At 34.0% G+C, this 752-nt stretch carries 1 protein-coding gene; it reads left to right on the plus strand.

The genetic code is table 11. The annotated features are described in order from the left end of the window. Nucleotides 1-43: 43 nt before the first annotated feature. Nucleotides 44-752: transposase (locus tag ACFO6W_RS26285; RefSeq protein WP_380002131.1), on the plus strand; the 709-nt coding region annotated here is incomplete at its 3' end.

The following is a 752-nucleotide window of genomic DNA, read 5'->3' on the forward strand; positions in this document are numbered from 1 at the left end:
AATGATTCCCAAGAAGAAAGAGCTTAAACTGATAAGAATTTATATGTATATCTGTGATTTATACGATTCAGAGCTAAAATATTACTGTCAACGGTACAGTAACAACAATGCTCCATCTTTTACTGATCAGGAAATAATGACAATTTACCTGTTCGCAGGATGTTGTCAGAAGTATTTCATGGTCAAAGATATACATTCTTTTACAAAAGAGTATCTATCTTCCTGGTTTCCTTCATTGCCATCGTATCAAACATTTAACTTAAGGTTAAACCGCCTGAATGAATGTTTTAAGGTATTATCCCAGAGATTGATAAGTTCATTCACGCCAAAAGATTGTGATTTTGATGTATCGCTGGTTGATTCTATGCCTGTAATCACTTGTGCAGGACGAAACAGAATAGCAAAGGTTGCTAAAGAAATCACCACTAAAGGATATTGTTCAACAAAGAATCAATATTACTATGGTTTAAAGCTTCATGCTCTGGCATTCAGACGAAAAGGGACAATCCCTTTTCCGGAATCCATAACCTACACTCCTGCTGAAGATAACGACCTGACTGTATTTAAACAGAACTGGGGTGATACGATAGTTAACCGAATGATTTTTGGAGATAAAATATATTCTGATTTTGAATACTTTAATGATAATAAAAAGCAAACGCAGAATATTCAAATGCTTACTCCTGTTAAAGCAGTCAAAGGACAGTCTGAACAAGAAAAACAATGGAACAAAGCATATAATGACTTATTTT

Source organism: Dysgonomonas termitidis, from assembly GCF_042654545.1.
In the GTDB taxonomy this organism is placed as follows: Bacteria; Bacteroidota; Bacteroidia; order Bacteroidales; family Dysgonomonadaceae; genus Dysgonomonas; species Dysgonomonas termitidis.